The organism is Thalassobacillus sp. CUG 92003 (assembly GCF_013618635.1).
GTDB lineage: Bacteria > Bacillota > Bacilli > Bacillales > Halobacillaceae > CUG-92003.
This window is the reverse complement of record NZ_JABLSJ010000018.1, coordinates 40279-62505: the sequence shown is the minus strand read 5'-3', so window position 1 is coordinate 62505 and position 22227 is coordinate 40279. Positions and strand designations below refer to the sequence as shown.

24 protein-coding genes and 2 other annotated features are annotated in these 22227 nt (G+C 45.3%); all 24 genes read left to right on the top strand.

The genetic code is table 11. The annotated features are described in order from the left end of the window. Positions 1 to 160: 160 nt before the first annotated feature. The 24 genes from HOP45_RS19485 (at position 161) to HOP45_RS19370 (ending at position 22010) form a co-directional block, all read left to right on the top strand. Complete coding sequence (locus HOP45_RS19485) at positions 161 to 853, top strand: MgtC/SapB family protein (RefSeq protein WP_181351093.1); 693 nt, start codon at positions 161 to 163, stop codon at positions 851 to 853. Positions 854 to 1101: 248 nt separating this feature from the next. After that, complete coding sequence (locus HOP45_RS19480) at positions 1102 to 1566, top strand: CtsR family transcriptional regulator (protein ID WP_181351091.1); 465 nt, start codon at positions 1102 to 1104, stop codon at positions 1564 to 1566. A 20-nt stretch (positions 1567 to 1586) separates the two neighbouring features. Next, a complete protein-coding gene (mcsA, locus tag HOP45_RS19475; protein WP_181351089.1) occupies positions 1587 to 2135 on the top strand; it encodes a protein-arginine kinase activator protein McsA in 549 nt (182 codons plus the stop codon). Next, entirely contained in the window at positions 2135 to 3208 is a 1074-nt protein-coding gene (gene mcsB / locus HOP45_RS19470; RefSeq protein WP_181351087.1) for a protein-arginine kinase McsB, read from the top strand. The genes mcsA and mcsB overlap by 1 nt, the downstream gene beginning before the upstream one ends. Before the next feature lie 14 nt (positions 3209 to 3222). Beyond that, complete coding sequence (gene clpC / locus HOP45_RS19465; RefSeq protein ID WP_181351085.1) at positions 3223 to 5667, top strand: ATP-dependent protease ATP-binding subunit ClpC; 2445 nt, start codon at positions 3223 to 3225, stop codon at positions 5665 to 5667. A gap of 167 nt (positions 5668 to 5834) precedes the next feature. Further along, on the top strand, positions 5835 to 7214 hold the full coding sequence (gene radA / locus HOP45_RS19460; protein ID WP_181351083.1) for a DNA repair protein RadA: 1380 nt from the start codon (positions 5835 to 5837) through the stop codon (positions 7212 to 7214). Then, on the top strand, positions 7215 to 8288 hold the full coding sequence (disA, locus tag HOP45_RS19455) for a DNA integrity scanning diadenylate cyclase DisA (protein ID WP_181351082.1): 1074 nt from the start codon (positions 7215 to 7217) through the stop codon (positions 8286 to 8288). Between the two features lie 168 nt (positions 8289 to 8456). Continuing rightward, complete coding sequence (locus HOP45_RS19450; RefSeq protein ID WP_181351081.1) at positions 8457 to 9572, top strand: PIN/TRAM domain-containing protein; 1116 nt, start codon at positions 8457 to 8459, stop codon at positions 9570 to 9572. Positions 9573 to 9666: 94 nt separating this feature from the next. Further along, positions 9667 to 10854 (top strand): bifunctional 2-C-methyl-D-erythritol 4-phosphate cytidylyltransferase/2-C-methyl-D-erythritol 2,4-cyclodiphosphate synthase, encoded by a 1188-nt coding sequence (locus HOP45_RS19445; protein ID WP_181351079.1) that lies wholly within the window; start codon positions 9667 to 9669, stop codon positions 10852 to 10854. Positions 10855 to 10920: 66 nt separating this feature from the next. Beyond that, positions 10921 to 12393, top strand: a complete 1473-nt coding sequence (gene gltX / locus HOP45_RS19440; RefSeq protein ID WP_181351078.1) for a glutamate--tRNA ligase — start codon at positions 10921 to 10923, stop codon at positions 12391 to 12393. A gap of 39 nt (positions 12394 to 12432) precedes the next feature. Next, positions 12433 to 12653: a binding site (T-box leader), on the top strand. A 460-nt stretch (positions 12654 to 13113) separates the two neighbouring features. Then, positions 13114 to 13776: a serine O-acetyltransferase EpsC gene (gene epsC / locus HOP45_RS19435; RefSeq protein WP_181351077.1), complete on the top strand. Its 663-nt coding sequence runs from the start codon at positions 13114 to 13116 to the stop codon at positions 13774 to 13776. Beyond that, entirely contained in the window at positions 13766 to 15163 is a 1398-nt protein-coding gene (cysS, locus tag HOP45_RS19430; RefSeq protein WP_181351076.1) for a cysteine--tRNA ligase, read from the top strand. Before epsC ends, cysS begins: the two co-directional genes overlap by 11 nt. A gap of 4 nt (positions 15164 to 15167) precedes the next feature. Continuing rightward, positions 15168 to 15566 carry a Mini-ribonuclease 3 gene (locus HOP45_RS19425; RefSeq protein ID WP_181351075.1) on the top strand — a complete coding sequence of 133 codons (399 nt, stop codon included), beginning with the start codon at positions 15168 to 15170 and terminating at the stop codon, positions 15564 to 15566. A gap of 3 nt (positions 15567 to 15569) precedes the next feature. Next, complete coding sequence (gene rlmB / locus HOP45_RS19420) at positions 15570 to 16313, top strand: 23S rRNA (guanosine(2251)-2'-O)-methyltransferase RlmB (protein WP_181351074.1); 744 nt, start codon at positions 15570 to 15572, stop codon at positions 16311 to 16313. A 3-nt stretch (positions 16314 to 16316) separates the two neighbouring features. Further along, positions 16317 to 16826 carry an NYN domain-containing protein gene (locus tag HOP45_RS19415; RefSeq protein WP_181351073.1) on the top strand — a complete coding sequence of 170 codons (510 nt, stop codon included), beginning with the start codon at positions 16317 to 16319 and terminating at the stop codon, positions 16824 to 16826. An 83-nt stretch (positions 16827 to 16909) separates the two neighbouring features. Next, on the top strand, positions 16910 to 17566 hold the full coding sequence (gene sigH / locus HOP45_RS19410; protein WP_181351071.1) for an RNA polymerase sporulation sigma factor SigH: 657 nt from the start codon (positions 16910 to 16912) through the stop codon (positions 17564 to 17566). A gap of 69 nt (positions 17567 to 17635) precedes the next feature. After that, positions 17636 to 17794 carry a 50S ribosomal protein L33 gene (gene rpmG / locus HOP45_RS19405; RefSeq protein ID WP_181351070.1) on the top strand — a complete coding sequence of 53 codons (159 nt, stop codon included), beginning with the start codon at positions 17636 to 17638 and terminating at the stop codon, positions 17792 to 17794. 36 nt (positions 17795 to 17830) lie between these two features. Further along, positions 17831 to 18004 (top strand): preprotein translocase subunit SecE, encoded by a 174-nt coding sequence (secE, locus tag HOP45_RS19400; RefSeq protein WP_181351068.1) that lies wholly within the window; start codon positions 17831 to 17833, stop codon positions 18002 to 18004. A 138-nt stretch (positions 18005 to 18142) separates the two neighbouring features. Next, positions 18143 to 18679, top strand: coding sequence for a transcription termination/antitermination protein NusG (nusG, locus tag HOP45_RS19395; protein WP_181351067.1), 537 nt, complete (start codon positions 18143 to 18145; stop codon positions 18677 to 18679). Between the two features lie 158 nt (positions 18680 to 18837). After that, a complete protein-coding gene (gene rplK, locus HOP45_RS19390; RefSeq protein WP_181351065.1) occupies positions 18838 to 19263 on the top strand; it encodes a 50S ribosomal protein L11 in 426 nt (141 codons plus the stop codon). 114 nt (positions 19264 to 19377) lie between these two features. Next, entirely contained in the window at positions 19378 to 20073 is a 696-nt protein-coding gene (gene rplA / locus HOP45_RS19385) for a 50S ribosomal protein L1 (protein WP_181351063.1), read from the top strand. A 52-nt stretch (positions 20074 to 20125) separates the two neighbouring features. Next, positions 20126 to 20275, top strand: a sequence feature (ribosomal protein L10 leader region). A 65-nt stretch (positions 20276 to 20340) separates the two neighbouring features. Beyond that, on the top strand, positions 20341 to 20841 hold the full coding sequence (rplJ, locus tag HOP45_RS19380; RefSeq protein ID WP_181351062.1) for a 50S ribosomal protein L10: 501 nt from the start codon (positions 20341 to 20343) through the stop codon (positions 20839 to 20841). A 58-nt stretch (positions 20842 to 20899) separates the two neighbouring features. Then, entirely contained in the window at positions 20900 to 21265 is a 366-nt protein-coding gene (gene rplL, locus HOP45_RS19375) for a 50S ribosomal protein L7/L12 (RefSeq protein ID WP_181351061.1), read from the top strand. A gap of 142 nt (positions 21266 to 21407) precedes the next feature. After that, entirely contained in the window at positions 21408 to 22010 is a 603-nt protein-coding gene (locus tag HOP45_RS19370) for a class I SAM-dependent methyltransferase (RefSeq protein ID WP_181351060.1), read from the top strand. The last annotated feature ends 217 nt before the right edge of the window (positions 22011 to 22227 follow it).

Below are 22227 nucleotides of genomic sequence, written 5' to 3'. Positions count from 1 at the left end.
CTCCAGCGCCGATGGTAGTCGGGTCGATCCCCGTGAGAGTAGGACGCCGCTAGGTCAACATGTATCAGCCCAGGAGTTATCATTGACTTCTGGGTTTTTGAATATAAATAGAAATATAGATGCAGATAAGAAGCGAATTGCATAGAAAGGAGGGTGGATAATGGAGTGGGAGACTTTAATCAGCGATCATTTTTTGACATACGTTCTCCGTTTGCTTTTAGCTTTACTTTTGTGTGGACTCATCGGTTTTGAACGGGAGCTGAAAAATCATTCGGCCGGTTTCCGCACCCACATCCTGGTAGGGGTAGGCTCGTGCCTGATGATGTTGCTTTCACTCTATGGATTCGAGTCGTTTATTGAAACGCACGATAATATCCGATTCGACCCTGCACGTATTCCATCCTACGTTATAAGTGGTATTGGTTTTCTCGGTGCCGGAACGATTATTGTGAATGGCATGACGATTCGCGGCCTTACAACGGCAGCTTCAATCTGGACCGTGGCCGGTCTTGGGCTTGTAATTGGCGCAGGGATGTATGATGTGGCTGTTTTTACCACGGTCGTCGTGTTATTAAGCTTGATTTTCCTTAACCAGATTGAAGATAAATTCTTTAGTAAGCGAAGGAAAAATTTTGTTCGAATCGTGGTGGAGGAAGATATTCAAATGGAAGAGATTTTTCGAGTGTTTGATGAACGCGGCTTAAGAATTTATAAACTTGAAATTGAAAGCAGCGCTACAGGTGAACGGAACCTTTTTATTGAATTGGAAAAACATCAAGATTATAGTCAGCGAGAAGTTTTTGATGAATTATCGAACATCATACATGTAAAGCACGTGAACGAACGTAAATAAAGAACAAATCGATAAGAAACGCTCTGGGCAGTAAAAGCTCAGGGCGTTTTTTTAGCGTGGAGCAAGTAGATCAGGAGTGGTTCGTGGACCTGTTCGAAAAACAACGGAGATTATTAGTTTTAAAGTGTCCATGGTTTGGGAATTATAGATGATGCAATGTCCAAAACAAACTGTTTGCATGTGGCAACAAATTGAGTATAATAAAATTATAGTCAAAGATAGTCAAAGTCAAAAGAGGAGGAGGGAAGATGCGGAATATATCCGATATCATTGAAGAGTATTTAAAAAACGTATTAAATGCTGATCAAAAAGATGCAATTGAAATTAAGCGAAGTGAGATTGCTGATCGATTCCAGTGTGTTCCTTCTCAAATTAATTATGTGATTAAAACTAGATTCACTGTGGAAAAAGGTTATATAGTAGAAAGTAAACGAGGCGGCGGTGGTTACATACGCATCATGCGTATTAAACACCACGATGAAGCCGACATGATCGATGATATTATCGATATGATTCAACCTAAAGTATCTCAGCAATCGGCGAAAGATATTATTGAACGTTTATTTGAAAGCCAGGTGATTACTGAACGGGAAGCAAAGATGATTCTAAGTGCTCTGGATAGAGAAATCCTTGCTTTTCAGTTGCCTGTACGCGATGAGATTAGGGCACGCATCCTGATCGCGATGCTTTCGACGTTAAAATATAAAAATTAATACAGAAGGGAGAGAATGGTATGGAGTGCCAGGAATGCCATCAACGTCCCGCAACGGTTCATTTGACGCAAGTGATCAATGGAGAAAAGACAGAACAGCATGTTTGCGAGCAGTGCGCTAAAGAAAAAGGTTACATGACGTATGGAGATGAAAGTTTCTCATTGAACGATTTGCTTTCAGGCATGTTCAACTATGAAGGACAGTCTCCGCTCAGCGGTACGAAAACGAAGTCTTATCCGAATAGCCAGCAGCTGAAGTGCCCGTCGTGTGGATTGACCTACCAAGAATTCGCCCGGATCGGCAAGTTCGGCTGTGCCGAGTGTTATCATACCTTTGGTGATCACCTGAACCCGATTTTCCGTCGTGTTCACAGTGGCAATACGACCCATGATGGAAAAATTCCAAAACGGGTGGGTGGTGACCTTCATTTGCGAAAACAGATTGAACATCAAAAGATAGAGTTGCAACGGTTAATCGAAAAAGAAGAATTTGAAGAAGCCGCTCAAGCACGGGATCACATTCGCTCTTTGGAGAAACAGCTTCACGAGGAGGGGGATGGTGATACGTAATGTCTTTACAACAATTTATGAACGAAGCCATTAGTCCCTGGATGAAGGAGCAAGGACCTGATAGTGATATTGTGTTAAGCAGTCGGATTCGATTGGCGCGTAATTTCTCTGATGTTTCTTTCCCGGTGGTCGCCTCAGAACAATCGTTGGCTGAACTGCTGGAGTTCTTTAAGCAGGAGTACGCTCAGCAATCATATAAAGATTATCAGGACATGGAGCTTGTAGAAATGCACAGCCTTCAACCCATTGAAAAACGGGTTTTAGTGGAGAAACACCTGGTTAGCCCTCATTTAGCTGAACAGTCTAATGCTTCAGCCGCTTTGATTTCGAAAAATGAACAAGTGTCCGTGATGATAAACGAAGAAGACCACTTGCGCATTCAATTGTATTTCCCGGGCTTTCAATTAGACAAAGCCTTAGAACAAGCCTCTGAATTTGACGATTGGCTGGAAGAAAAGATTAATTATGCTTTTGATGAAAAGCGCGGTTATTTGACGGCTTGTCCTACTAATGTAGGCACTGGCTTGAGAGCGTCCGTCATGATGCATTTACCTGCCCTGGCCATGACGCAGCAAATCAATCGTATGACGCCGGCAATCAATCAGCTTGGCTTAGTGGTCAGGGGAATTTACGGTGAAGGCAGTGAAGCTGTAGGCAACATTTTTCAAATTTCTAATCAAATAACGCTTGGGAAATCTGAGCGCGATATTGTGGAAGACTTGCAAAGTGTCGTCAAACAGCTCATCAATCAAGAACGCCGAGCGAGGGACACGTTAATGAACAAGTCAAAAACACCTTTAGAAGACCGGGTTTTTAGATCTTTCGGTGTTTTACGCCATAGTCGCATCATAGAGTCTAAAGAGGCTGCAAAATGTTTATCTGACCTCAGGCTTGGCATCGATCTCGGGTTCATCGATCATGTTCCGCGTTCGATTCTCAATGAGCTGATGATTTTGACACAACCAGGATTTTTGCAACACTATGCTAAAACACCATTATCGCCAGAAGAACGCGATGTAAGAAGAGCTTCATTAATACGTGAACGATTACAAATGGAAAACAATAAAGACTAGGAGGGACATTGAGTATGATGTTTGGAAGATTTACTGAACGAGCTCAAAAAGTTCTGGCTCTTGCCCAAGAGGAAGCTGTCAGACTTGGTCATAACAATATCGGCACTGAACACATTTTGCTGGGATTGGTACGCGAAGGAGAAGGCATTGCCGCTAAATCCTTGTCTGCGCTTGGCTTAGAAGCTGAGAAAATCCAAGAAGAAGTAGAGCAATTGATCGGGAAAGGTGAGAAAGTAAGCCAAACCATCCACTATACACCTCGCGCGAAAAAAGTGATTGAACTTTCAATGGATGAGGCGCGTAAACTTGGTCACTCCTATGTAGGAACGGAGCATATTCTACTTGGCTTGATTCGGGAAGGAGAAGGTGTTGCAGCCCGGGTGCTCAATAACCTTGGCGTCAGCCTGAATAAAGCACGACAGCAAGTTCTTCAGCTGCTTGGCAACAACGAATCAACCGGAAGCGGCCAAAATCGTCGTGGCGGCAGCACGCAAGCAAGCAGTGCTAATACACCAACCCTTGATTCTTTAGCACGCGACTTAACGTCAGTGGCGAAAGAAGGCAACATCGATCCGGTTATCGGACGCAGTGAAGAGATTGAGCGTGTCATTCAAGTGTTAAGCCGTCGGACCAAGAACAACCCAGTCCTTGTCGGGGAGCCCGGTGTAGGTAAAACGGCCATTGCTGAAGGGTTGGCGCAGCAGATCATTAATAATGAAGTACCGGAGACCCTCCGTGATAAGCGCGTTATGACGCTTGATATGGGGACGGTCGTAGCGGGAACGAAATACCGAGGTGAATTTGAAGACCGTCTGAAAAAGGTTATGGAAGAAATTCGTCAGGCAGGGAACATCGTACTGTTTATCGATGAATTGCACACCTTGATCGGTGCAGGTGGTGCTGAAGGTGCCATTGATGCTTCAAACATCTTGAAACCGTCGCTGGCACGTGGCGACCTGCAATGTATCGGTGCTACCACGTTGGATGAATACCGTAAGTATATTGAAAAAGATGCTGCATTAGAGCGTCGTTTCCAGCCGATTCAGGTTGATGAACCGAATGCGGAAGAGTCCGTGCAAATTCTGCAAGGCTTGCGTGATCGTTATGAAGCACATCACCGCGTCAGCATTACAGACGAGGCGATTGAATCGGCTGTACGCTTCTCCGACCGTTATATCACGGATCGGTTCCTACCGGATAAAGCGATTGACTTAATAGACGAAGCAGCTTCTAAAGTTAGATTGCGTTCCTATACTGCTCCGCCTAATTTGAAAGAGTTGGAGCACAAACTAGAAGAAGTGCGTAAAGAGAAAGATGCAGCTGTGCAAAGCCAAGAGTTTGAAAAAGCGGCTTCCTTGCGCGATAGCGAACAGCGTTTAAGGGATGAACTCGAAGAAACGAAAGATGAGTGGAAAGAACAGCAAGGCCAGGAAAATTCTGAGGTCACGATGGAGGACATCGCTTCAATTGTCTCCACATGGACGGGAGTACCTGTAGCGAAGATGACCAAGGATGAAAGTGAACGTCTTCTGCAACTGGAAGAAACCCTGCACAACCGTGTTATCGGGCAGGATGAAGCTGTGAAATCCATTTCTAAAGCTATCCGCCGTGCACGTGCAGGTTTGAAAGATCCGAAGCGCCCAATTGGCTCCTTCATATTCCTCGGCCCGACAGGGGTCGGAAAAACCGAATTGGCACGTGCTCTTGCTGAAAGCATGTTTGGTGAAGAAGACGCGATGATCCGTGTCGATATGTCCGAATATATGGAAAAGCACAGCACGTCGCGCCTTGTCGGTTCACCACCCGGATATGTCGGTTATGATGAAGGTGGTCAATTAACAGAGAAAGTCCGTCGTAAGCCTTACTCTGTCGTCCTGCTGGATGAAGTTGAAAAGGCTCACCCTGAAGTCTTCAACATTCTCCTGCAAGTTCTGGAGGATGGCCGTTTAACCGATGGAAAAGGTCGTACAATCGACTTCCGTAACACCGTATTGATCATGACCTCGAACGTTGGGGCGCAAGAATTGAAACAAAACAAATACGCCGGCTTCTCTGTCGATGAGGATTCCTCTCAGGGACATGAAGACATGAAGAAGAAAGTCACGGATGAACTGAAAAAAGCGTTCCGTCCTGAATTCCTTAACCGTGTTGATGACACGATTGTCTTCCATTCTCTTGAGAAGAAACACATGAAAGATATTGTGACCTTGATGGCAGAGCAGCTGCATAAGCGTCTTCAAGATCAGGAAATCGACTTTACGCTTTCCGATGACGCTATCCAAAAAATTGCGGACGAAGGTTTCGATCCCGATTACGGTGCGAGACCGCTGCGTCGTTCTATTCAAAAGAACGTTGAAGACTTGTTATCAGAAGAACTATTGAAGGAAAATATCCACAAAGGTCAAAAAGTGAAGATTGGCGTAGACGAAGAAGGCCAATTCGCAGTCGAGGCCCAGTAAAGTCAGGAAAACAGATAACGAAACAAAAAGTAAGAAATCGGAAGGTGTTTGCCTTCCGATTTTTTGCTGTTTCCGATATGCTTAAGGTAATCTTAATCTAATTGATATCACTGTGAAACTTTTTCACAATGGATTTCGTATAAAATATAACAGAAGGAGCGATTGGCTTGGCAAAAAGAAAATCAAAGTTTGTCTGCCAGGAGTGCGGGTATGAATCAGCTAAATGGATGGGTAAATGTCCGGGCTGTCACCAATGGAATACGTTCGTGGAAGAAGTTGAAGCGACGGGGAACAGTTCGCGTCACACATTTCAAACCAGCAGCTCATCGGGTGTAGCCAAACCTGAGAAAATCACAGAAATAAAAACAGAGAAAGAACCGAGGGTCACCACGGATATGCCGGAGTTCAACCGTGTGTTAGGCGGGGGGATCGTACCGGGTTCGTTGGTTTTGATCGGCGGTGATCCGGGAATTGGTAAGTCAACTTTGCTTCTGCAAGTATCATCCCAATTGGCTGACCGCGATTTCCCAGTCCTTTATATTTCCGGTGAGGAATCGGTGAGACAGACGAAACTCCGAGCTGATCGCCTTGGTATAACGTCACAACAGCTCTATGTTTTAGCAGAAACCAACTTAATAGATGTCTTGAATCAAATAGAAACCATTGAACCGGAATTTGTTGTCATCGACTCGATTCAAACGATCTTCAAAGAAGATATCACATCGGCGCCGGGCAGTGTGTCACAGGTAAGGGAATGTACAAGCCAGCTCATGCGGGTTGCTAAAAGCAAAGGTATACCTATTTTCATTGTGGGACATGTTACAAAAGAAGGCTCAATTGCAGGGCCCAGATTGCTCGAACATATGGTGGATGCTGTACTGTATTTTGAAGGGGAACGCCACCATACGTTTCGGATCGTCAGAAGTGTGAAAAACCGATTTGGCAGCACTCATGAAATGGGTATTTTTGAAATGAAAGAGGCAGGATTGGAAGAAGTGGAGAATCCTTCAGAAATCTTTCTTGAAGAGCGGTCTCAAGGGGCCGCGGGCTCCACGGTTGTTGCTTCTATGGAGGGGACCCGCCCCGTCCTGGTTGAAATCCAGGCCTTGATATCACCGACGACATTCGGAAATCCGAGGCGGATGGCCACGGGTTTGGATAATAATCGTGTGCCCTTACTCATGGCCGTATTAGAGAAACGTGTGGGCTTGCTGCTGCAGAACCAGGATGCTTATATTAAGGTAGCTGGTGGCGTGAAACTCGATGAACCTGCCATTGATCTGGCGGTTGCCATCAGCATCGCTTCCAGTTTTCGTGACCAGGCATCTAAATCCGATGACGTCATTGTCGGTGAGGTGGGACTTACTGGTGAAGTACGACGCGTAGCTCGCATTGAACAACGTGTTCAGGAAGCAGCTAAATTAGGTTTTAACCGCGTCATTGTTCCGGCCAAAAACCTCGAAGGATGGTCTCCCCCTTCTTCTATCGACATACTTGGAGTAAACACAGTACAAGAAGCGCTGCAGGCTACGTTGGGAGAGAGATAAATGGAATGGCAGGAAATGAAAGAACGAGGCATTGGTGAAATTCTTAAATTTGTAGCACCCGGCACACCTCTTCGCGAAGGAATTGAGAATGTATTACGGGCTAACACCGGTGGTTTGATTGTGATCGGGTTTGATGAACAAATGCAAGGGCTGGTGGATGGCGGGTTTCACATCCAATCCGAATTCTCTCCCGCCCACTTATATGAACTGGCTAAAATGGACGGGGCTTTGATATTAAACGATGAAGGTACTCAAATATTATTTGCTAACGCCCAGCTTATGCCGGATCCTGATATATTATCGACGGAAACAGGGATGCGTCACCGGACTGCTGAAAGAGTGGCTAAACAGACCGGTCAGCTGGTCGTAGCCATTTCGCAACGTCGTAATGTTATTACGCTTTATAAAGGGAGTATCCGCTACTCTTTAAAAGATATCGGCGTTATATTGACGAAGGCCAACCAGGCGATTCAAACGTTAGAAAAGTACAAGAATGTCCTCGATCAGGGCTTGACCAACCTGGGAGCCATGGAATTTGAAGATATGGTTACCTTTTCAGAGGTCATTCAGGTGGTCCACCGTTTAGAGATGGTGCTACGTATTAAAACAGAGATCCTTAATTACGTGAATGAACTCGGAACAGAAGGCCGTTTGATCCAGTTGCAGTTGACCGAACTGGTTTCCAATATCGAAGAGGAAGCGTCTTTATTGTTAAAGGACTATAGTAAACGCGCTGATTACGAGCCTTATTATATTTTAAAGAAGATGCAGGAAGTTAAATCGACCGAATTAATGAGTGATGAACAAGTCCTGAAGCTGCTTGGTTACGCATCCAACACGAAGGTGGAAAATCCGTTTGTGCCACGAGGGTACCGTATCCTAGAAAAAATACCCCGCTTGCCTCATTTAATTATTGAGCATCTGGTGGAGCGGTTCGGCAATTTCAATAACATCGTCAAAGCGGATACAAGTGAGTTAGTTGAAGTGGACGGCGTCGGAGAAATACGTGCTAAGAAGATACAGGAAGGGCTTGAGCGCATACAGGAACAACTGTTTGTAGATCGAAATATATAAAGGTTCGGAGCAGTTTGTTGACCACTACGTTCAGTTATGATAAAATTTATATTTTGGAAATTGACTATTTTTTACAAGTGTGCTAGCTTAATCATATAATTCTAAATGGATTCGTAAGGTTATCATAGCCCCGTTTTGGTCATACTGTTGTCGAGGAGGTGAACACAAGTGCTGAAAAAGATTGTCCAGTTATTTATTGTGATCGCAGGAGGGACGATTGGTTATTTATATATCCCGGAATTGCTCGGGTGGAGTAATATAACAAGCCAAGAGTGGATTATGTCTCCTTATATCGGAGCGGTCATGGGAGCACTTATTTTATTTTTATTAACATTCTGGTTAGTCGATCATATTGTGTACTTATTGCGATGGGTAGAAGACACCTTGGTAAAAGCTCCAGTGGCAGATTTATTGCTAGGCAGTTTCGGGCTGATCCTCGGTTTGATTGTCGCGTTTTTAATCAATATTCCTTTAGCTGATATCAATATTCAGGTCGTTAACCAGGTCGTTCCGATTTTCCTGACGTTCTTTCTGGGGTATCTTGGTTTTCAAGTAGGGTTTAAACGGAAGGATGAATTCCAGAACCTTTTGACGAATGCCGCTAAGAAAGACAGGAAACGTCTAGAAGAAGAGGACATGACCAACGCTGCTTCTTCTGCACGGAATGAAGAGATTCCTAAGCCTAAGATTCTCGATACAAGTGTGATCATTGATGGAAGAATTGCAGACATATGCGAAACTCACTTCCTGGAAGGGACCATCGTGATTCCTCAATTCGTGTTGGAAGAGTTACAGCATATTGCCGATTCTTCTGACGGACTGAAACGGAACCGTGGCCGTCGCGGACTCGATATCCTGAATCGACTCCAACGTGATCTGCCTGTCAATGTCGAGATTTATGAAGGAGACTTTGAGGAAGTTCAAGAAGTAGACAGCAAGCTTGTCAAGCTCGCGAAAGTGATGACGGGTATTGTCGTAACGAATGACTTCAACTTGAACAAAGTATGTGAGTTTCAAAACGTGCAAGTTTTGAATATCAATGACCTGGCCAACGCGGTGAAACCCGTTGTATTGCCTGGCGAAGAGATGAAAATACAAGTTATCAAAGACGGTAAGGAACAAAACCAGGGTGTGGCTTATCTTGATGATGGCACCATGATTGTGGTGGAAGAAGGTAAGGAGTATATCGGTAAAACGATTGATGTGGTCGTAACCAGTGTATTGCAAACTTCGGCGGGCCGTATGATTTTTGCTAAACCGAAATCACTTGAAAAAGCCCTGTAAAAAAGGTATAAACAAATAGAAGGAAGACTCAAAAGCGATAACCCAGAGCGTGTTATCGCTTTTGTTATTTTAATGATGATTAGGATGGTTATACATGACCCCATATACAGCAATTGTATTGGCCGCAGGACAGGGCAAGCGAATGAAATCAGGGCAAAATAAGCAGTTCCTGTACATCAATCAGCTTCCGTTAATCGTACATACATTATCTGTCTTCAATCGTGATGATTGGTGTCGTGAAATGATTGTCGTGATTAATCCGAAAGAACGTGAGGAAATGGCGGCCTTACTTTCCGAGTACCCGCTAGACAAGCCCGTCAACTTGGTGGAAGGAGGCGCCGAACGTCAGGATAGTGTGTATGAAGGTCTTTGGGCTATCACAAACCAGGATATGCCTGTTTTTATCCATGATGGAGCCCGCCCTTTTGTCGAGCAACACCACCTGCATCAACTGGCTGAAGCGCTCAAAGAACAACAGGCGGCCTTGTTAGCTGTGCCCGTGACAGACACGGTGAAACAAAAAGATGGCGATTATCTGAAAACGTTGAACCGGGATACACTCTGGGCAGCTCAAACGCCGCAGTGCTTTTCCTACCCTCTAATTCTAGAAGCCCATCAGGCAGCGAAACGAGACGGCTATTACGGAACAGACGACGCCTCGCTGGTCGAACGTCTCGACCATGCAGTAACCATTGTTAAAGGGAGTAATCAAAACATTAAAATCACCACGCCTGATGACTTGAAGCAGGCCGAATCGTATGTTCAGCAAGTGAATCATGGAAAGAAGGAGGAGCAAACAATGTTTCGCATAGGCCAAGGGTTTGACGTTCACGAGTTGACTGAAGGACGAAAGTGTATCATTGGCGGCGTGGAGATCCCGTATGAGAAAGGGTTGAGTGGTCATTCAGACGCTGACGTGCTGCTGCATACGATAGGTGACGCCTGCCTGGGAGCGATTGGCGAGCGGGACATTGGCAAACATTTTCCTGATACAGATCCGGCATTCAAAGACGCCGACTCGAGCACACTGCTTTCTCACATTTGGCACATGGTCAGTGAGCAAGGGTACAAGCTCGGCAATTTGGACTGTACCATCATTGCTGAAGCGCCCAAAATGGGACCGTATATAGAGGAAATCCGTTCCCATATCGCGCGCTTGCTGCAGGCAGATCCTTCCCAGGTGAACGTGAAAGCCACAACTACGGAAAAACTCGGGTTCACCGGACGAAAAGAGGGAATTGCGGCTCAGGCCGTGATTTTGTTACAAAACACTCAACAATAATAAGCAAAAGATGATAGAATAATACAAGGTAATCCTACGGAGACTATTAATGAAAGGGGTTCGACCATGACGAATGAAGTTCGTGTGCGTTATGCACCAAGTCCCACAGGTAATCTGCATATTGGCAATGCTCGTACCGCACTGTTCAATTATTTATATGCCCGCCATTTAGGGGGCAAATTTATTGTCAGGATTGAAGATACAGACGAAAAGCGCAATGTTGCAGGAGGCGAACAAAGTCAGCTCAGCTATTTGAAATGGCTGGGAATAGACTGGGATGAGAGCGCTGATGCTGGGGGGGACTACGGTCCTTATCGGCAAATGGAGCGTCTTGATATATATCAAACGTATATAGATAAACTGCTGGAGCAAGGGGACGCCTACAAATGTTATGTGACAGAAGAAGAACTTGAAGCCGAGCGTGAAGCACAGCGAGCCCGGGGTGAAGTCCCTATGTATTCGGGCGCCCATCGTGATTTAACGGAAGAACAAAGACAGGCTTTTGAGGAAGAAGGACGAACACCAAGCATACGTTTGCGGGTGCCGGAAAACCGCACGTATATGTTCGACGATATTGTACGAAGCACAATTTCCTTTGAATCAAGTGATTTTGGCGATTGGGTCATCGCTAAGAAAAACGGGACCCCGACGTATAATTTTGCAGTCGCAATTGACGATTACTTGATGGATATTACCCATGTGCTTCGCGGCGAAGAGCATATTTCAAATACGCCGAAACAAATGATGGTGTATGAATCTTTTGGGTGGGAACCGCCTCAATTCGGTCATATGACGTTGATTCTGAATGAAAATCGCAAAAAACTAAGCAAGCGCGATGAACACATTCTCCAGTTCATCGAACAATATAAGAACCTGGGCTATCTCCCGGAGGCACTGTTTAATTTCATTACACTGCTCGGCTGGTCTCCGGTAGGCGAAGAAGAATTGTTCGCGCAGGATGAACTGATTGATATATTCGACCCGGATCGATTGAGTACATCGCCGGCGGTATTCGATCCAGCCAAACTGAAATGGATGAACAACCAATATATCAAAGCGAGCGATTTCGAGCGCGTCGTTGATCTCACACTGCCTCACCTTGTTAAAGCCGGCCGTGTTTCTGAATCGCGGAACCAGCAGGATGAAGAGTGGGTGCGTGAACTGATCGGCCTTTATCATGAACAATTAAGCTACGGAGCTGAAATTGTTGAATTGACGGATTTGTTCTTCAAGCAGGAGATCGAATATGATGAAGCTGCAATGGACGTTTTACGCGGAGAGCAAGTACCGGAAGTCATGACTGTTTTCAAGCAGAAACTTCAAGAACTTGATACGTTTACGCCTGAAAATATTAAGGGCCAGATTAAAGCTACCCAAAAAGAAACGGGGCATAAAGGCAAGAAGCTGTTTATGCCGATTCGTGTAGCGACGACAGGGCAAACGCATGGACCGGAACTGCCGAACGCCATTCATTTACTCGGTTTGGAGACCGTGATTGCTCGTTTGGATGATGTTCTTGGGCAGCTTAAGCATAATTAATGCACAACTGCCCTCAGGTGTAATATAGTATAAATACAGAATTGAACGTAGATGAGGAAAAGTAAAAGGAGCGATTCCTGACACAGAGAGGACCATCCTGGAGCTGGAAATGGTCTGACGGATCCCCTTTGAAATGCACCTTTGAGTCTTTTGTCGAAGCAGGAAGTAGACAAAAGCGGCTGCTCCCGTTACCGAGCCGGAAGCGGGGACGGTTACATCGTCCCAACCAGAGTGGAACCGCGCGAACACGCGTCTCTGTGCCATACCCAGGCACCGAGGCGCGTGTTTTTATTTCGTTATCTCATTAGTTATTAGTTTCGTTGCCGTATAAGGGGTAGGGGCGGCTTTGAAACAACTCGATTTCCGTGGCGAGCTGCCTAACGAAGAGGTTTCTGGGGCGCACCCGTTCCGCAGGAGTCGTCTCCTTGTCCCCCTTTTACAACGCAATTCTTTGGCGGTGAGTCATTATTGCACGAAGCATTTCTGTGCTAAACAGGCTGTATAGAAAGTTTTCTCATATAGAAGGGGCCGTTCGCCAAAATAAAGAGGGGGTGGCTGGGAAATGGCGAGACTCCCGCGGGAAAAGGAGGCTCGCCGGTTCCCCGCAGGAAAGCGAGTTATTTCCCAGCCACCCCAAACACGTATACCGCAAAGGACCCTATGCAAGGGGACTTATGTGAAAGAGGAATAATTACTGGAATGAATGAAGGAGGAACAAGTATGGGGCTGTTTAAAATGTTTAAAGAAGATGTCGATGTTGTGTTTGACCAGGACCCGGCTGCTCGTAAGTACTTAGAAGTCATCCTTACCTATGCTGGCTTGCATGCCATTTGGTCGCACCGGGTGGCCCATGCTTGTTATAAACGGAAGTTTTTCTTTATGGCCCGTGTGATTTCTCAAATCAGCCGCTTCTTCACCGGGATTGAAATCCATCCAGGTGCAAAAATCGGACGCCGCTTCTTTATCGACCACGGCATGGGCGTTGTCGTCGGCGAAACGTGTGAAATTGGGGACAACGTCACGCTGTTCCAAGGTGTGACACTCGGAGGCACGGGTAAAGAAAAAGGAAAACGCCACCCGACATTGAAAGATAATACGCTCGTAGCCACAGGCGCAAAAGTACTTGGCTCCATCACCATCGGAGCAAACTCAAAAATCGGAGCGGGATCAGTCGTCCTTCACGAAGTCCCGGACAATTCCACAGTCGTGGGGATCCCCGGCCGCGTCGTCGTTCAGGATGGAAAGAAAATCAGGACGAAAGATCTCGATCACCATAAACTGCCTGACCCTGTGTATGACCGTCTGGAGGAAATGGAGCAGGAAATGCAGCGCCTGCAAAAGCAGTTAGAAGATGTCAAAGGAGTGAAGCAGGATGTCGATTAAAATATACAATACCTTAACAAGGAAGAAAGAGACGTTTACTCCCATCGAACCTGGAAAAGTCAACATGTATGTTTGCGGGCCGACTGTTTACAATTACATCCACATCGGCAACGCCAGACCGGCCATTGTGTTTGACACTGTGCGCCGGTATTTCGAATATCGCGGCTATGATGTAAAATACGTGCTTAACTTTACAGACGTTGATGACAAGCTGATTAAATCGGCGAACGAATTGGGGGAAGAAGTCCCGGATGTAGCCAACCGGTTTATCGATGCTTATCTTGAAGACGTCGGAGCGCTTGGGGTTAAAGAAGCGGTCCATCATCCGCGCGTGACAGAGAACATGGATGAAATTATTGAATTCATCCAGACGCTCATTGATAAAGGCCACGCTTATGCGGCGGAAGGTGATGTATACTTTCGGACGAGGTCATTTGACGAGTACGGCAAGTTGTCGCATCAATCGATTGATGAGCTTCGGACCGGCGCCCGTATCCAGGTCGGGGAGAAGAAAGAGGACCCGTTGGATTTCACGTTATGGAAAGAAGCCAAGCCCAATGAGATTGCCTGGGAGAGCCCGTGGGGAAGCGGCCGGCCCGGCTGGCATATCGAATGCTCCACTATGGCTAAAAAATACCTGGGAGATACAATCGATATTCACGCTGGCGGTCAGGACTTGACGTTCCCTCACCATGAAAACGAGATCGCTCAGTCGGAAGCGGGGAACGGTGAAACATTTGCGCGTTATTGGATGCATAACGGGTATATAAATATCGAAAATGAGAAAATGTCTAAATCGCTTGGCAACTTTGTGCTCGCACATGACCTGGTTAAACACCATGATCCCCAAGTCATCCGGTTTTTTATGTTAAGCGTGCAGTACCGCCATCCGATCAACTTCAGCGACGCATTATTGCGCGGAGCGAAGAACAGTTTTGACCGGATACGTAATGCTTATGAGAATATCCAACATCGTAAAAAGACCAGTCTGGATTTGAAGCAGGATACAGAGTGGCTTGAGAAAATCCAGCAATTTGAGCAGCAATTCATTCGCGAAATGGATGATGATTTTAACACAGCGAATGCGATCGCCGTCATTTTTGATGTCACAAAAGAAGCCAACGTGTATCTGCAGTCCGAGCAGACCTCCTTGGAGGTATTGAACGCGTTTGAAAAGACGCTCCATGAATTCGTCCAGGTCCTGGGTTTAGAGCTGGAAGAAGAAACCGAATTGCTCGATGACGAAGTGGACCGTTTGATCCAAGAACGGAACCAGGCTCGTAAAGACCGGAATTTTGAGCGAGCTGACCAGATTCGGGACGACTTAAAAGCCCGGAACATCATACTTGAGGATACGCCTCAGGGAACCCGCTGGAAACGTGGGTGATGGCATGAATCCTGCAGAGGTGAAACAAATGAAAAGTCTGGCACTCGCTTATATGGGGGATGCGGTCTATGACCTTTACGTCAGACAGCATCTGCTGGAACAAGGGAGTGTAAAACCTCAGGAGCTGCACCAGGCCGCAGTTAAATTTGTCTCAGCTAAGGCTCAAGCTGCGGTGGTGCATGACTGGGGAGCGGACGGCGTGCTGGATGAAACGGAAGAAGGGGTTCTCAGACGCGGTCGCAATGCTAAGTCCGGTACTGTCCCGAAAAATACAGACGTACAAACTTATCGTTACAGTACGGCTTTTGAAGCTGTGCTTGGTTATCACTATCTAACAGGTAATGTTGAACGACTAGACGAGTTAATTGAACGAGCTATCCAGTTTATCGAAAGGAGGGAATGAACGATGGAGAACGAGTGGATTATTGGGAAAAACCCGGTGTTTGAAGCGCTGAAATCTGGCCATCGTATCAACAAAGTGATGGTATCGGACCAACTGCAGCAGCATGCCGTTAAAAAGCTTGAGCAGCTTGCGAAGGAAAATGGCGTCATCATCCAAAAGGTGCCGAAGAAAAAGATCGATCAAGTGGTCGATGGCAATCATCAAGGTGTGGCAGCGGCTGCGGCTGCCTATGAGTATTATGATCTTGATGATTTATTTAAGAGAGCTGAAACACAAGGAGAGCAACCCTTTTTTCTCATCCTTGATGAAATCGAGGACCCGCATAATTTAGGGTCCATTTTAAGAACGGCAGATGCCAGCGGTGTGCACGGTGTGATCATTCCTAAAAGACGATCGGTAGGATTGACGGCCACAGTCGCCAAAACATCCACAGGTGCAATTGAATACATTCCTGTCGCTCGTGTCACGAATATTTCCAGAACAATCGATGAATTGAAAGAGCGTCAGGTTTGGGTAGTCGGAACGGAAGCAGAAGGAACAGAAGATTATCGCAAGCTTGATGGCCACATGCCGCTTGCCTTGGTCATCGGAAACGAGGGGAAAGGGATGAGCCGACTGACGAAAGATAAATGTGACTGGACTGTCAGCCTCCCCTTAGTCGGAAAGGTCAGTTCCTTGAATGCTTCAGTTGCGGCTGCCATTCTTATGTATGAAGTCTTACGGAAACGTCAGCCTCTTGGTGAATGAACGATGATTGTACTAATCGTTGATGGCTACAACATGATTGGGGCATGGCCGGAGCTGAAACAATTGAAAGAAACGGATCTTGGACAAGCTAGAGACTTATTAATCGAGATGATGGCTGAGTATCAGTCCTACACAGGAGATCGTGTCATTATTGTCTTTGATGCTTATCACGTAAAAGGGCTGTCTAAAAAGCAGCAGGATTATAAAATCGAAGTGCTTTACACGAAGGAGCACGAAACGGCCGATGAGCGCATTGAGAAATTAGCCGGGGAGTTGAATGATGTGCGCACTCAGGTTTACGTGGCTACATCAGATTTCGCCGAACAACGGACCATCTTTGGACAGGGAGCTTTTCGGAAATCAGCCCGTGAACTTTATATTGAAGTCAAAAATATTGAAAATCAAATAAAAAAAGATGTTGAAATGCACCATAAGGTTCACTATCAGCCGAAAATTCCGATAAAAAAAGAGGTACTCGATATCTTTGAAAAATGGCGTAGAGGGGATAAATGAACGGAAGCCTTATTGACGCTAGTGAAACGCTTACTGTATAATATTTCTATATTTAAGGAAGTACGGTCGGGGGGAATCCTTACGTGATCATCGGACAAACAGAAGCGGACATCGAAGATTTAGGTCTGGATAAGCTTGAAGATGAAGAGATCATTGGCCATATCAATGCCGGGAAAAGTGAAGCTTTGGATTATTTGATTCATAAGTATAGAAATTTTGTACGAGCCAAAGCGAGAACGTATTTCTTAATCGGGGCAGACAGGGAAGATATTGTCCAGGAAGGCATGATTGGTCTGTACAAAGCCATTCGTGATTACCAGGGTGACAAGTTATCCTCTTTTAAAGCCTTTGCCGAATTATGTGTCACCCGCCAGATTATCACCGCCATCAAAACCGCCACCAGACAAAAACACATTCCGTTGAATTCCTATGTTTCTTTGGACAAACCTATTTATGATGAAGAATCAGATCGTACCTTGCTCGACATCATCGCAGGATCAAAAACAATTGATCCGCAGGAAATGATGGTCAATAAAGAAAAATTCGGTGATATGGAAGAAAAAATGGCTGAGTTACTCAGCGACCTGGAACAACAAGTGTTGGCCCTTTACCTTGATGGGCGTACCTATCAAGAAATTTCGGCACAGTTGGAGAGGCATATCAAGTCGATTGATAATGCGTTGCAACGGGTCAAACGCAAACTTGAGAAATACCTGGAAGCAAGCGGCATGCCTTCATGAAAGTGAGCGTTGACAGTGTTGGACAAGCATGCTACATTAATGTGAGTGATCAAACCTCGAGAAAAAGAGGTGGCTGAAAATGAGAAAAAAGTCATATTAGCTTGTACGGTATGTTCCAATCGAAACTATCGTTCTGATAAAAATACAACCAATCAATCCGAACGACTTGAGATACGTAAATTTTGCCGAGAATGCGGGGCTCATACCTTGCATAGAGAAACAAAATAGGGGAGAGCTGGCAGGCGCTAGTTTGGGGGTTCTACAATGTTCAAATTTTTGAAAAACGTATCAAGGGAAATGCAGAAGGTCAGTTGGCCGAAAGGACGCGAATTGACACGCTATACAATCACAGTATTGTCCACTGTTGCCTTTGTCACTGTGTTTTTTGCGATCGTCGATACAGGCCTATCATGGGGTTTGGAATTTTTCTTTGAATAACGTCGTCTGATTTATGCTATAATGGTGAATATGATAAGTCGTTTAAAAACCCGTTCTACGGGTTTTTTCATGTTGGAGATTTTTTAAATATATATACGACAAGGGAGGGAAGGGCAAGGCGCTTGTCCTGCTGCAAACATGGAAAAAAGATGGTATGTGGTCCACACCTATTCAGGTTATGAAAACAAAGTGAGAGCCAATTTAGAAAAGCGAGTCGAATCAATGGGGATGGAGGATAAAATTTTCCGTGTCCTCGTCCCGGAAGATGAAGAAACAGAAATCAAGAACGGCAAACGCAAAATTGCGAAGAAAAAGGTGTTCCCAGGCTATGTTTTGGCTGAGATGGTGATGACCGATGATTCATGGTACGTTGTCCGCAACACACCTGGTGTGACCGGTTTCGTAGGATCGACAGGCTCTGGTTCTAAGCCGATCCCTCTCCTGCCCGAAGAAGTCGACACAATCCTGAAACGTATGGGTATGAAAGAAGAAGCTCCTGTTGAAGTCGATTTTGATTTGAAGGAAAGTGTCCAAGTCAATGAAGGGCCATTTGCTAATTTCACAGGAACCATCGAACATATTGACACGGATAAGCAAAAGGTCAAAGTCCACGTCAACATGTTTGGCCGGGAGACGCCCGTCGAACTCGATTTCTCACAAATTAAAAAGTTATAATGAATAACCGGCGTTCCCCCTTGCATAATGTTTGTAAAGATGCTAAAATTTTTATGTTCTTTATGTGTCTCGATAAAGAGGCGTTTATGCATATTGCAAATTGAGTGGGAGGGCACGCGCCCTATTACCACATCACGGACTTTAAGGAGGTGTGTCACGTGGCTAAAAAAGTTATCAAAGTTGTAAAGCTTCAGATTCCTGCAGGTAAAGCAAACCCGGCACCGCCAGTTGGCCCGGCGTTGGGACAGGCTGGTATTAATATCATGGGTTTCTGTAAGGAGTTCAATGCTCGTACACAAGAACAAGCTGGTATGATTATCCCGGTTGAAATCACGGTTTTTGAAGACCGTTCATTTACATTTGTTACGAAAACTCCGCCTGCTGCTGTTCTTCTAAAGAAAGCAGCCGGAATTGAAACAGGGTCAGGTGAACCTAACCGCAACAAGGTTGCAACAGTTGATCGCGATCAAGTACGTGAGATTGCTGAAACCAAGATGCCTGACTTGAACGCAGCTGACGTTGAAGCGGCTATGCGCATGGTCGAAGGTACAGCGCTTAGCATGGGTATTGAAGTCAAGGACTAATCCCACTGCGTCATCCTGATGAAGGCTAAGGTTGCGAGAAGAAGGAGCCCTTCGTATCGCAACCTTTACTCGTGGGAGGTATAACCGTTAAAACCACAATGAGGAGGAAATAAAATGGTAAACAGAAGTAAAAGACAGCAAGAGCTGAATAAGCTTGTTGATCGTTCGAAATCATATGAGATTGAAGAAGCTGTGGACTTAGTGAAAGAAACAGCAAAAGCGAATTTTGACGAGACAGTAGAAGCAGCTTTCCGTCTGGGCTTAGACCCTAAGAAGGCAGAACAACAGCTGCGCGGCGCTATGGTGCTTCCGCACGGTACAGGTAAATCCCAGCGCGTTCTCGTCTTTGCTAAAGGTGATAAAGCGAAAGAAGCGGAAGAAGCAGGTGCGGACTTCGTTGGCGAGCAAGACTTGATCAACAAAATCAACCAGGGCTGGTTCGATTTCGATGTCGTTGTTGCAACGCCAGACATGATGGCTGAAGTAGGTAAGCTTGGCCGTGTCCTTGGACCAAAAGGCCTTATGCCGAATCCTAAGACAGGTACTGTTACCTTTGAAGTTGAAAAAGCTGTCGGCGAAATTAAAGCTGGTAAGGTTGAATACCGTGTCGATAAATCAGCTAACATCCATGTGCCGATTGGAAAAGTTTCCTTTGACAAGGATAAACTGAAAGAGAACTTCGAAGCGATTACCGATACACTCGTTAAAGCGAAGCCTCAATCATCCAAAGGCATCTACATGCGTAACGCTGCGATTTCATCCACCATGGGCCCTGGAATCAAAGTGAATGTCGCTGGACTTACTAAATAAGTAAGCATGTCTTGACTTTTTCAAGGCCATCAAATACAATGAAACATGTTGTATAAAAGAATAAATTATACCGTAGACAGTAGGTGCGTCAGCGAACGCTTAATATCCTGCCGAGGTTTGTGAATAGTTGAAACGACAGTCGTGAACTGTTTCAATCTTACGTGCCTCCATGTCTACATGGAGGCACTTTTTATTTGATGAGTGAATGCTATCTATAAACAATCTTGCGCTCGACGGTATGATGAAAGGTCAATAGGAGGTGGAAGAATGAGCCAAATTATTGAGCAAAAGAAACAGGTTGTTTCTGAAATTGCTGACAAGTTCCGCAATAGTAAATCTGCAATCCTTGTAGACTACCGCGGTCTTGACGTTGGGGAAGATAGTGAGCTTCGCAGACAGCTGCGTGAAGCTGGTGTTGATTATAAAGTTTATAAAAACACCATGACGCGCCGTGCTGTTGAGGATGTTGAACTTTCCGAACTGCAAGAGAACCTTGTTGGTCCGACAGCATTAGCGTTCAGCGCTGACGATGCGGTCGCACCTGCGAGAGTGCTTAAAAGCTTTTCTAAAGATCACAAAGAATTGGAAATCAAAGGCGGCGTGATCGAAGGAAAGATTGCAACACTTGAGCAAATTCAAGAAATTGCAGACCTACCGGATTACGAAGGACTTGTATCCATGCTTCTTAGCGTACTTCAAGCTCCTGTTCGTAACTTGGCATATGCAACGCAACAAGTTGCGGATCAAAAAGATGAACAAGGCGCTTAAGGCGTTACCCGGTATTAGATCATTATATTTTCAATCATAATCAAGGAGGAAATGACTCATGTCTAAAGAACAAATTATTGAAGAAATTAAAGAAATGTCCGTTCTTGAGCTTAACGATCTCGTTAAAGCAATCGAAGAAGAATTCGGTGTAAGCGCTGCGGCTCCAGTAGCTGCTGGCGGTGCTGGTGCAGCTGTAGAGGAAGAAGAAGAGCAAACAGAATTTGATGTAGTGCTTACGGATGCCGGAAGCTCTAAAATCAAAGTTGTTAAAGCTGTTCGCGAAATCACTGGTCTTGGTCTTAAAGACGCGAAAGACCTCGTTGATAACGCACCTGGCGCAGTAAAAGAAGGCGTATCTAAAGAAGACGCTGAAGAAATGAAGTCCCAGCTTGAAGAAACAGGCGCTTCTGTCGAACTTAAGTAAGCGATCAAGATATAAGGTAAAAGCTCGCTGTTAATCGGCGGGCTTTATTTTTCCTTTGAAAAAGGTTTTGTGAGTCTGGTGTTGATTAATCATCAAGAGAGAACCTTGAAAGATCAGGTCAGGGTGAAAGTGGGTGAAATGAATGTCGGAGCATTATTTCTCTAAACAAACAGAAGCTGGAAGTGATGAATGGACATTTCCTGTCAAACTGGCAGGTCACAGCCTGCACATGACAACTGATCATGCAGTATTTTCTAAACGCGAGGTCGACTTTGGTTCCCGTTTATTAATTGAAACATTTCGTGAACCAGACGTAGCCGGTGATTTGCTTGATTTGGGCTGTGGATATGGCCCGATCGGTATCGCTATTGCTAAACGTTCGCCTGATCGAAAAGTGGTCATGGTGGATGTGAATGAGCGGGCTTTACAGCTCGCCGAACGGAACGCCCGCGATAACGCGGTTTCCAACGTTGAAATTTTAGAGAGCGATCGTTTTAAGCAGCTGGAAGGCCGATCATTTGCCGCCATTTTGACAAACCCTCCGATTCGGGCAGGCAAGGCGGTCGTGCATAACATGTTTTCGGAATCCTATGAAGCGCTCCGGTCTCAAGGTGAGTTATGGGTCGTTATACAAAAGAAGCAGGGCGCCCCTTCTGCCAAGCAGAAACTAGAAGAATTATTCGGAGAAGTTCATGTGATGACGAGAAAAAAAGGCTACTATGTTTTGAAAATGAAAAAGGATTGACTACCATTTTTCAGTGTGGTAGTATAGACAAATGCCAATATGCCCTTTCTTTGTCAAGGTTTTTTTGCACTTATATGTATGAAATCATTAAAGGAGGGTAAGAATGGTAAAATCAAACATGCAGAACGAAACGTGGTTTTTTACCTAAAAAACCCTTTTTCTTTTTTGTCTAACGTTAGAGAGAAATGAAGAACCATTCGTCATATACGAATGCCTA

What these genes read in the sequence shown, in the direction of transcription:
- HOP45_RS19485 (WP_181351093.1), top strand. Translation starts at nt 161, where the DNA reads ATGGAGTGGGAGACTTTAATCAGCGATCATTTTTTGACATACGTTCTC.
- HOP45_RS19480 (WP_181351091.1), top strand. Translation starts at nt 1,102, where the DNA reads ATGCGGAATATATCCGATATCATTGAAGAGTATTTAAAAAACGTATTA.
- mcsA (WP_181351089.1), top strand. Translation starts at nt 1,587, where the DNA reads ATGGAGTGCCAGGAATGCCATCAACGTCCCGCAACGGTTCATTTGACG.
- mcsB (WP_181351087.1), top strand. Translation starts at nt 2,135, where the DNA reads ATGTCTTTACAACAATTTATGAACGAAGCCATTAGTCCCTGGATGAAG.
- clpC (WP_181351085.1), top strand. Translation starts at nt 3,223, where the DNA reads ATGATGTTTGGAAGATTTACTGAACGAGCTCAAAAAGTTCTGGCTCTT.
- disA (WP_181351082.1), top strand. Translation starts at nt 7,215, where the DNA reads ATGGAATGGCAGGAAATGAAAGAACGAGGCATTGGTGAAATTCTTAAA.
- HOP45_RS19445 (WP_181351079.1), top strand. Translation starts at nt 9,667, where the DNA reads ATGACCCCATATACAGCAATTGTATTGGCCGCAGGACAGGGCAAGCGA.
- gltX (WP_181351078.1), top strand. Translation starts at nt 10,921, where the DNA reads ATGACGAATGAAGTTCGTGTGCGTTATGCACCAAGTCCCACAGGTAAT.
- epsC (WP_181351077.1), top strand. Translation starts at nt 13,114, where the DNA reads ATGGGGCTGTTTAAAATGTTTAAAGAAGATGTCGATGTTGTGTTTGAC.
- cysS (WP_181351076.1), top strand. Translation starts at nt 13,766, where the DNA reads ATGTCGATTAAAATATACAATACCTTAACAAGGAAGAAAGAGACGTTT.
- HOP45_RS19425 (WP_181351075.1), top strand. Translation starts at nt 15,168, where the DNA reads ATGAATCCTGCAGAGGTGAAACAAATGAAAAGTCTGGCACTCGCTTAT.
- rlmB (WP_181351074.1), top strand. Translation starts at nt 15,570, where the DNA reads ATGGAGAACGAGTGGATTATTGGGAAAAACCCGGTGTTTGAAGCGCTG.
- HOP45_RS19415 (WP_181351073.1), top strand. Translation starts at nt 16,317, where the DNA reads ATGATTGTACTAATCGTTGATGGCTACAACATGATTGGGGCATGGCCG.
- secE (WP_181351068.1), top strand. Translation starts at nt 17,831, where the DNA reads ATGTTCAAATTTTTGAAAAACGTATCAAGGGAAATGCAGAAGGTCAGT.
- nusG (WP_181351067.1), top strand. Translation starts at nt 18,143, where the DNA reads ATGGAAAAAAGATGGTATGTGGTCCACACCTATTCAGGTTATGAAAAC.
- rplA (WP_181351063.1), top strand. Translation starts at nt 19,378, where the DNA reads ATGGTAAACAGAAGTAAAAGACAGCAAGAGCTGAATAAGCTTGTTGAT.
- rplJ (WP_181351062.1), top strand. Translation starts at nt 20,341, where the DNA reads ATGAGCCAAATTATTGAGCAAAAGAAACAGGTTGTTTCTGAAATTGCT.
- rplL (WP_181351061.1), top strand. Translation starts at nt 20,900, where the DNA reads ATGTCTAAAGAACAAATTATTGAAGAAATTAAAGAAATGTCCGTTCTT.
- HOP45_RS19370 (WP_181351060.1), top strand. Translation starts at nt 21,408, where the DNA reads ATGTCGGAGCATTATTTCTCTAAACAAACAGAAGCTGGAAGTGATGAA.